Source organism: Elstera sp., assembly GCF_044372965.1.
Classification (GTDB): domain Bacteria; phylum Pseudomonadota; class Alphaproteobacteria; order Elsterales; family Elsteraceae; genus Elstera.
On record NZ_JBILQX010000171.1, the window covers coordinates 1 to 7,737 of the forward strand.

Annotated in this window: 6 protein-coding genes, 1 tRNA gene and 1 pseudogene; 5 read left to right on the plus strand and 3 right to left on the minus strand. The window is 60.2% G+C overall.

Translation table 11 applies throughout. The features are described 5' to 3' along the window. On the minus strand, positions 1-417 hold a 417-nt coding region (gene ssb / locus ACIQ36_RS16475; RefSeq protein ID WP_395831298.1), incomplete at its 3' end, for a single-stranded DNA-binding protein. A 154-nt stretch (positions 418-571) separates the two neighbouring features. Here ssb and uvrA point away from each other — a divergent pair. The 3 genes from uvrA to trmFO all read left to right on the plus strand — a co-directional run bounded on the left by uvrA (position 572) and on the right by trmFO (position 5,558). Continuing rightward, positions 572-3,433, plus strand: coding sequence for an excinuclease ABC subunit UvrA (gene uvrA / locus ACIQ36_RS16480; RefSeq protein WP_395831300.1), 2,862 nt, complete (start codon positions 572-574; stop codon positions 3,431-3,433). 152 nt (positions 3,434-3,585) lie between these two features. Further along, positions 3,586-4,188: an ATP-dependent Clp protease proteolytic subunit gene (locus tag ACIQ36_RS16485; RefSeq protein ID WP_395831302.1), complete on the plus strand. Its 603-nt coding sequence runs from the start codon at positions 3,586-3,588 to the stop codon at positions 4,186-4,188. 5 nt (positions 4,189-4,193) lie between these two features. After that, positions 4,194-5,558 (plus strand): methylenetetrahydrofolate--tRNA-(uracil(54)-C(5))-methyltransferase (FADH(2)-oxidizing) TrmFO, encoded by a 1,365-nt coding sequence (gene trmFO / locus ACIQ36_RS16490; protein WP_395831304.1) that lies wholly within the window; start codon positions 4,194-4,196, stop codon positions 5,556-5,558. Between the two features lie 68 nt (positions 5,559-5,626). Here trmFO and ACIQ36_RS16495 read toward each other — a convergent pair. Beyond that, positions 5,627-5,700: transfer RNA gene (locus ACIQ36_RS16495), tRNA-Gln, on the minus strand. Between the two features lie 164 nt (positions 5,701-5,864). Between ACIQ36_RS16495 and ACIQ36_RS16500 the strand changes: the two genes are divergently transcribed. Together ACIQ36_RS16500 and ACIQ36_RS16505 are read left to right on the plus strand one after the other, a co-directional pair. Then, positions 5,865-6,722, plus strand: a complete 858-nt coding sequence (locus tag ACIQ36_RS16500) for a dienelactone hydrolase family protein (RefSeq protein ID WP_395831307.1) — start codon at positions 5,865-5,867, stop codon at positions 6,720-6,722. Beyond that, the gene (locus tag ACIQ36_RS16505) at positions 6,709-7,503 is read left to right on the plus strand and encodes an SDR family NAD(P)-dependent oxidoreductase (RefSeq protein ID WP_395831309.1); all 795 of its coding nucleotides are present in this window, start codon (positions 6,709-6,711) and stop codon (positions 7,501-7,503) included. Before ACIQ36_RS16500 ends, ACIQ36_RS16505 begins: the two co-directional genes overlap by 14 nt. A 56-nt stretch (positions 7,504-7,559) precedes the next feature. On the opposite strand, the pseudogene ACIQ36_RS16510 reads toward ACIQ36_RS16505, so the two are convergent. After that, positions 7,560-7,737 (minus strand): annotated as a pseudogene (locus tag ACIQ36_RS16510) (amino acid ABC transporter ATP-binding protein); the annotation flags it as partial.

The window sequence follows — 7,737 nt, forward strand, 5'->3', positions numbered from 1 at the left end:
CCCACCGTAGTCGCCGCCCGCGGAGCCACCACCGTAACCGCCTTCACTCCCACCGCCGCTATCCCCGCGCCCGTCGAGCATGGTCAGTTCGCCGCGATACTGTTGCAGCACCACTTCGGTTGTGTATTTTTCCTGGCCGCTTTGGTCGGTCCATTTGCGCGTTTGAAGCTGGCCTTCCAGGTAAACCTTCGCGCCCTTTTTCAAGAAGCGCTCGGCCACATCGCCCAGGCGATCATTGAAGATCACGACGCGGTGCCATTCAGAGCGCTCCTTGCGCTCCCCTGTCGCCCGATCCCGCCAGGATTCCGACGTGGCGACGGAGAGTTGAACTATTTTGCGCCCATCCTGCATGGTCCGCACTTCCGGGTCGCGCCCCAGATTGCCGACCAGAATGACCTTATTGACGCTCCCCGCCATGCCGAAACCTCGTCTATTTTGTCTCACGCGACCTTGTCGCTCTCGGCCCGCAGCCTATAGAGGAAGGGGGGGCGCTGTCACCTGCTCGCTTCGGAGTCTTATAACAGAGTCTTTAGGCTTGCACGTACCTTTTTTGTTCTGTTAGATAGGCGCTATGCATCAGAGAATCAGTGTGCGCGGCGCGCGCGAGCATAATCTGAAGAATATCGACGTGGATATTCCGCGCGATAGTCTTACCGTTATCACCGGTCTGTCGGGCTCGGGGAAATCCTCCCTGGCCTTCGACACGATCTATGCCGAAGGGCAAAGGCGGTACGTCGAAAGCCTGTCGGCCTATGCGCGCCAGTTCCTAGAACTGATGTCGAAGCCCGATGTGGATTTGATCGAGGGGCTCTCGCCCGCCATTTCCATCGAGCAAAAAACCACCAGCCGCAACCCGCGCTCCACAGTCGGCACGGTCACGGAGATTTACGATTATCTCCGCCTGCTGTTCGCCCGCGTCGGCGTGCCCTATTCGCCCGCAACGGGCCTGCCGATTGAAAGCCAGACGATCAGCCAGATGGTGGATCGGATTTTGGCGATGCCCGAAGGCACCCGCCTCTATCTGCTCGCCCCGGTCGTGCGCGGGCGCAAGGGCGAATATAAAAAAGAAATGCTCGACTATCAAAAGCGCGGCTTCCAGCGCGTGAAGGTCGATGGCGAACTCTATGATTTAGATGCGGTTCCGGCGCTCAATAAGAAACTCAAGCACGATATCGAAGTCGTGGTCGACCGCATCGTCGTGCGGCCCGATCAGGAGGATCTCGCAACCCGCCTCGCCGATTCCATCGAAACCGCGCTGGAATTGGCCGACGGGATTCTCTACGCCGAGACTGCCGAAGACCAAAGCCGCACGGTGTTTTCGGCGAAATTCGCCTGCCCGGTCTCGGGCTTCACCATCGATGAGATCGAGCCGCGCCTTTTCTCCTTCAATAATCCGTTCGGGGCCTGCCCGACCTGCGACGGGTTGGGCGTGAAGATGCAGTTCGAAGCGGCGCTGGTCATCCCGGACGATGCATTAACGCTCAGCACCGGCGCGGTTGCCCCTTGGGCGAACTCGACCTCCCAATATTATGCGCAAACGCTGGAAAGCCTCGCGCGGTACTTCAAGGTATCGCTCGCAACCCCTTGGCGCGACTTGCCTCAGGAGATGCGCGACACCATTTTGCACGGCAGCGGCAAGGTAGCAATTCCCTTACGCTTTTCCGACGGCAACCGGTCTTACGAAACCAACAAACCCTTTGAAGGTTTGCTGCCCAATCTGGAGCGGCGCTGGAAGGAAACCGAAAGCGCCTGGGTGCGCGAGGAATTGGAGCGCTACCAAGGCTCGCAGCCCTGCGAAACCTGTCACGGTTATCGCCTGAAGCCCGAAGCGCTGGCGGTAAAGATCCACGAACGCCATATCGGCGAGATCACCGCCCTGTCGATTGCCGACGCCGGGCACTGGTTCAATGACTTAGAGCCGCATCTGAGCGCCAAACAGCGCGAGATTGCCGCGCGGATTCTGCGCGAGATCAAGGACCGGCTCGGGTTCCTCAATAATGTTGGGCTGGAGTATCTCACCCTCTCACGCAACTCCGGCACGCTGTCGGGCGGCGAAAGCCAGCGCATTCGCTTGGCCTCGCAGATCGGCTCGGGGCTAACGGGCGTCCTTTATGTGCTAGACGAGCCTTCGATTGGCCTGCATCAGCGCGATAATGACCGGCTGCTCGATACCCTGCGCCGCCTGCGCGACCTCGGCAATACCGTCATCGTCGTGGAGCATGATGAGGACGCGATTCGCGCCGCCGATTACCTCATCGATATGGGGCCGGGCGCCGGGGTGCATGGAGGCGAAGTGATTGCCGCCGGAACGCCCGCCGAGGTGATGGCGAACGCGAACAGCACGACCGGCCAATATCTTGCCGGGCATCGCCGCATCGAAATTCCCCGCACCCGCCGCCCCGGCCATAAGGGGCAGAAGCTGGTGGTGCGCGGGGCGCGCGGCAATAATTTGCAGAATGTGACGGCGGAAATCCCGCTCGGCACCTTTACCTGCATCACCGGCGTGTCGGGCGGCGGTAAATCGACGCTGATTATCGAAACGCTCTATAAGGCCTTGGCGCGCAAGCTCAATGGCGCGCGCGACCTGCCCGCCGACCATGACGGCGTTGATGGCATCGAGTTGATCGATAAGATCGTCGAGATCGACCAATCCCCCATCGGCCGCACACCGCGCTCCAACCCCGCCACCTATACGGGGGCGTTCACGCCGATCCGCGACTGGTTCGCCGGGCTTCCGGAAGCGAAATCAAGAGGGTATGGGCCGGGGCGCTTTAGCTTCAACGTCAAGGGCGGGCGCTGCGAGGCGTGCCAGGGCGACGGGCTGATTAAGATCGAAATGCATTTCCTGCCCGATATTTACGTGCAGTGTGATTCGTGCAAGGGCCAGCGCTATAACCGCGAAACGCTGGATGTGCGGTTCCGGGGCAAGTCCATCGCCGACGTTCTGTCGATGACGGTGGAGGAAGGTGCGGAGTTTTTCAAAGCCGTTCCTTCGGTGCGCGATAAAATGGCAACCCTGGAGCGCGTCGGCCTCGGCTACGTCCAGATCGGCCAGCAGGCGACCACGCTCTCGGGCGGGGAAGCCCAGCGGGTGAAACTCTCGAAAGAACTGTCGCGCCGCTCGACCGGGCGCACGCTGTATATCCTGGACGAACCGACCACGGGCCTACACTTCGAAGACGTACGGAAACTCTTGGAAGTGCTGCAAGCTTTGGTCGACCAGGGCAATAGCGTGCTGGTGATCGAACATAATCTGGAGGTCATCAAAACCGCCGATTGGATTCTCGATCTCGGGCCGGAAGGCGGCTCGGGCGGCGGGCGCATCGTGGCCCAAGGCACGCCGGAACAGGTGGCCGAGGTGGCGGAAAGCTATACGGGCCATTATCTGAAGCCGTACCTTGCGGCCAAAGTGGCGAAGAAGAAGCGGGCTTAACCGTCAGGCTTCCTAAGCAGGGATCGTTTTAGGGCGCAAGAGCGCTTATGTTTGAAGGTATCCCGGCAAGCTCGGGGTAAAAACAGGGATGACCCGACGCCCTAGCACCGCTAGGCTGCACTCAGGTTTATCTGGGTTCGCGGAGCAGAGATATGCAATTTGCCTATGGACTAGACGACGAAAAAGACCCGAAGAAGCCGGAAGAGGCGAAACCCTCCGAGGCGATGGAAGAGCGGCTGTTTAAAGCCCGCTCGGTGTTCATCTTTGGTCAGATCGATATGAAGCTGGCCCAGGCCGTCACAGCGAAGATGATCGCCCTTGCCCAGGAGAGTAAGGACGAAATCCGCGTCTTCATGAACTCGCCGGGCGGGCATGTGGAATCGGGCGACACCATCCACGATATGATTAAGTTCGTCGATTGCCCGGTGAAAGTAATCGGCACCGGCTGGGTTGGTAGCGCAGCGGCGCATATCTATCTCGCAGCAAAGAAGGAAAACCGCCTCTGCCTGCCTAACACGCGCTTCCTGCTGCATCAGCCCAGCGGCGGTGCGGGTGGTCAGGCCAGCGATATCGCCATTCAGGCGAAGGAAATCATCAAGATCAAAGCACGGATCCAAAAGGCTATCGCTGATGCCACGGGCCAGCCGCTCGAAAAGGTGATTAAGGATACTGAGCGCGACCATTGGATGCCCGCCGATGAAGCCGTCGAGTATGGCGTCGTTGGCCGGGTCATCAGCAGCATCGGCCAGATCTAAGCCCTATGAGCGTCTCGCCTGTTCATATTATCGGTGGCGGTCTCGCCGGGTCCGAGGCCGCGTGGCAGTTGGCTGAAGCCGGAGTGCCGGTGGTGCTGCACGAAATGCGGCCCCTCCGGCGCACCGACGCCCATCAAACCGATCATCTCGCGGAATTGGTCTGCTCCAACTCCTTCCGCTCCGATGATGCCGAGTATAACGCAGTCGGCGTTCTCCACGCCGAATTGCGGCAGGCGGGATCGCTGATTTTCCGGGCAGCGGACGCCCATCAAGTCCCGGCGGGCGGTGCATTGGCCGTGGACCGTGACGGGTTTTCGGCGGCGGTGACGGAGGCGATCAACACCCATCCGCTGATTACGGTCGAGCGCGGCGAGATTACCGGGCTCCCCCCCGCCGACTGGGAAGATGTGATTATTGCGACCGGCCCCCTCACCTCCGAGCCCTTGGCGGAAGCCATCCGCGCGCTGACGGGGGAAGAGAGCTTAGCGTTTTTCGATGCGATTGCGCCCATCGTCCATAAGGACAGCGTGAACTTCGATCTCGCCTGGTTCCAGTCGCGCTACGATAAGGAGGGGCCGGGCGGCACTGGCTCCGACTATATCAACTGCCCGCTGAATAAAGAGGAATATGACGCCTTCATCGCGGCGATTCTGGCGGGCGAGAAGACCGATTTCAAGGAATGGGAGGCGAACACCCCCTATTTTGAAGGCTGCCTGCCCATCGAAGTGATGGCGGGCCGGGGCGTCGAAACCCTGCGCTTCGGGCCGATGAAGCCGGTCGGGCTCGATGATCCGCGCACGGGCCGTTGGCCCTATGCCGTGGTGCAGTTGCGCCAAGATAATAAGCTCGGCACGCTCTACAACATCGTCGGCTTCCAAACCAAGCTTAAGTACGCCGAACAGGTGCGGATTTTCCGCATGATTCCGGGGCTCGAGAATGCCGAATTCGCCCGCCTCGGTGGGCTGCACCGCAATACCTTCCTCAACTCTCCGCGCGTGTTGGATAGCAGCTTGCGCCTGAAGGCCGATCCGCGTTTGCGCTTTGCCGGTCAGGTCACGGGCGTCGAAGGTTATGTGGAAAGCACCGCCATCGGGCTACTCGCCGGGCGGTTCTTGGCCGCCGAAAAGCTCGGGCAACCGATTGTCCCGCCGCCGATCACCACCGCGCTCGGTGCGCTGCTGAACCATATCACCGGCGGGGCCAATGCCGAGACCTTCCAGCCGATGAACATCAACTTCGGCCTGTTCGCGGACCTGCCACCGGTTCCGGGTGTCAAGAAAGCCCCCAAAGGCCGCGACCGCAAAGCCGCGCTCGCCCGCCGCGCGCTCGCCGATTGTGCGGCTTGGTTGGGACTTCGTAGCGCGGCCTGAAACCAAACGGCTAAAAACAAAAACGCAGCTCAAGGCTGCGTTTTTTTGTGTTTAATCTTTGAAAAGCGTGGCTGGGAGACTAGGGCTCGAACCTAGATTGGCGGAGTCAGAATCCGCTGTCCTACCATTAGACGATCTCCCAACGCCAAGAATGCCGAGGCATTCGTGTGCGGTGGTGGGTAACTAGCACGGGCTTGGCGGCGCTGCCAAGAAAAATTCGTTTATCACTGCTAAGATGTCATCCATCCTGAGAGAAATACCGTAAGAGTATCGGTACCAAATCGGTTTCAAACTGGGAGGCGTTTCATGGACGACGTAAAGCTGGTAACACCGCAAACGGATGTGAGCCGCAGGGGGTTTGTCGTGATGAGTTCTTTGGCTGCGGGCTTTGCCCTCGCCGTGCAGCCGGTGCAGGCGCAAACGCAGATCAGCACCGATACGAATGGGCTTGAGGCGGGCGAAGTTTCGATTCCGACCAGTTCCGGCCCCATCCCCGCCTATCGCGCTCAGCCCCAGGGCGGCAAGAACCTGCCGCTCGTGCTGGTCGTGCAGGAAATCTTCGGCGTGCACGAGCATATTAAAGACGTCTGTCGCCGCTTCGCCAAGCTTGGCTATTGTGCCATTGCCGTTGAGCATTTCGCACGCCAAGGCAATGTGGCCAATGCGACAATGGAGCAGATCCGCCCGATCGTCGCCGCCGTTCCCGACGCCCAAGTAATGAGCGATCTTGATGCTGCCGTCGCCTTCGCCAAGGCTAGCGGCGCGGTCGATACCAGCAAGCTCGCTATTACTGGTTTCTGCTGGGGGGGGCGCGTGACATGGCTCTATGCCGCCCATAATCCCGCGGTGAAGGCCGGGATTGCCTGGTATGGCCGGGTCGTCGGCGACAAGACGCCGCTCCAACCCGCCCATCCCATCGATGTTGCCGATAAGATCAAGGCCCCCGTGCTGGGACTATATGGCGGTGCGGACCAGGGCATTCCGGTGGCCTCGCTGGATCAACTCAAGGCAGCGCTTGGGGTAGGGACCAAGTCGGAGTTTGTTGTTTATCCGGATGCCCCGCACGCCTTCCACGCCGACTATCGCCCGAGCTACCGGGAAGCCGCCGCAAAAGACGGCTGGACCCGCCTGGTGGCGTGGTTGAAAGCCAATGGGGTTGCCTAATCGTGTCGGTTTGCGGGGAGAGCTTTCTCCCCGCAGTCTTTTGATCACAGGAGCATCTAGCGGCATTGGCGAAGCGCTTGCGCTGCTCTATGCCGCGCCGGGCGTAACGCTGCGCCTGATTGGTCGGGACGCAGCCCGGCTGGAAACGGTTGCCCAGCAAGCCCAGGCCCTGGGAGCTAGGATCGATAGCCAGACCGTGGATGTGACCGATGCACCAGCGTTGAATGCCTGCCTCCTCGCGTGGGACGCGGTCATCCCGTTTGATCTGATTATCGCCAACGCGGGAATTTCGGCCGGGTCGGGCGATGGGCTCGAGAGCGAGGCCGATTTACGGCGCATTACGGATGTGAATGTTCTCGGCGTTATCAACACCATCGCCCCGCTCCTTCCCCGTCTACAGCAACGCCGCAGGGGCCAGATCGCTCTTATGGCGTCGCTGGCGGGGTATCGCGGCCTTGGGGGAGCCGCCGCCTATTGCGCCTCGAAAGCCTGGGTAAAAGTGTATGGCGAAGCGCTTCGGCTTACCCTCGCCCCGCAGGGCATTCGTGTTTCCGTGATTTGCCCCGGCTTTGTCGAGAGTCGCATCACGGCGCGGAACCGTTTCCCGATGCCGTTTTTGATGAGCGCAGCCCGTGCGGCCGCGATTATTCAGCGCGACCTTACGCGGAATCGCGCTCGCATTACGTTTCCTTGGCCGATGGCGGCAATGGTTAGTGTATTGGCGGCCCTACCGGTAGCATTGACCGACCGGCTTTTATCGAGGCTACCGAAGAAAACATAAAAGGCCCCCAGTAATCTGAGGGCCTTTCAGGAAAAACATTACAGCCTTTTTTGAGTCTAGTGATTCAAAATCTGGCTTAGGAACAGCTTGGTGCGCTCGGACTGCGGATTGTTGAAAAACTCGTCCGGCACGTTCTGTTCGATGATTTCGCCGCGATCCATGAAGATCACCCGGTCGGCCACCGATTTGGCAAAACCCATTTCGTGCGTAACGCACAGCATGGTCATGCCGTCT

Coding starts and splice junctions, on each gene's coding strand:
- ACIQ36_RS16485 (WP_395831302.1), top strand. CDS start 3,586: ATGCAATTTGCCTATGGACTAGACGACGAAAAAGACCCGAAGAAGCCG.
- ACIQ36_RS16505 (WP_395831309.1), top strand. CDS start 6,709: ATGGGGTTGCCTAATCGTGTCGGTTTGCGGGGAGAGCTTTCTCCCCGC.
- uvrA (WP_395831300.1), top strand. CDS start 572: ATGCATCAGAGAATCAGTGTGCGCGGCGCGCGCGAGCATAATCTGAAG.
- trmFO (WP_395831304.1), top strand. CDS start 4,194: ATGAGCGTCTCGCCTGTTCATATTATCGGTGGCGGTCTCGCCGGGTCC.
- ACIQ36_RS16500 (WP_395831307.1), top strand. CDS start 5,865: ATGGACGACGTAAAGCTGGTAACACCGCAAACGGATGTGAGCCGCAGG.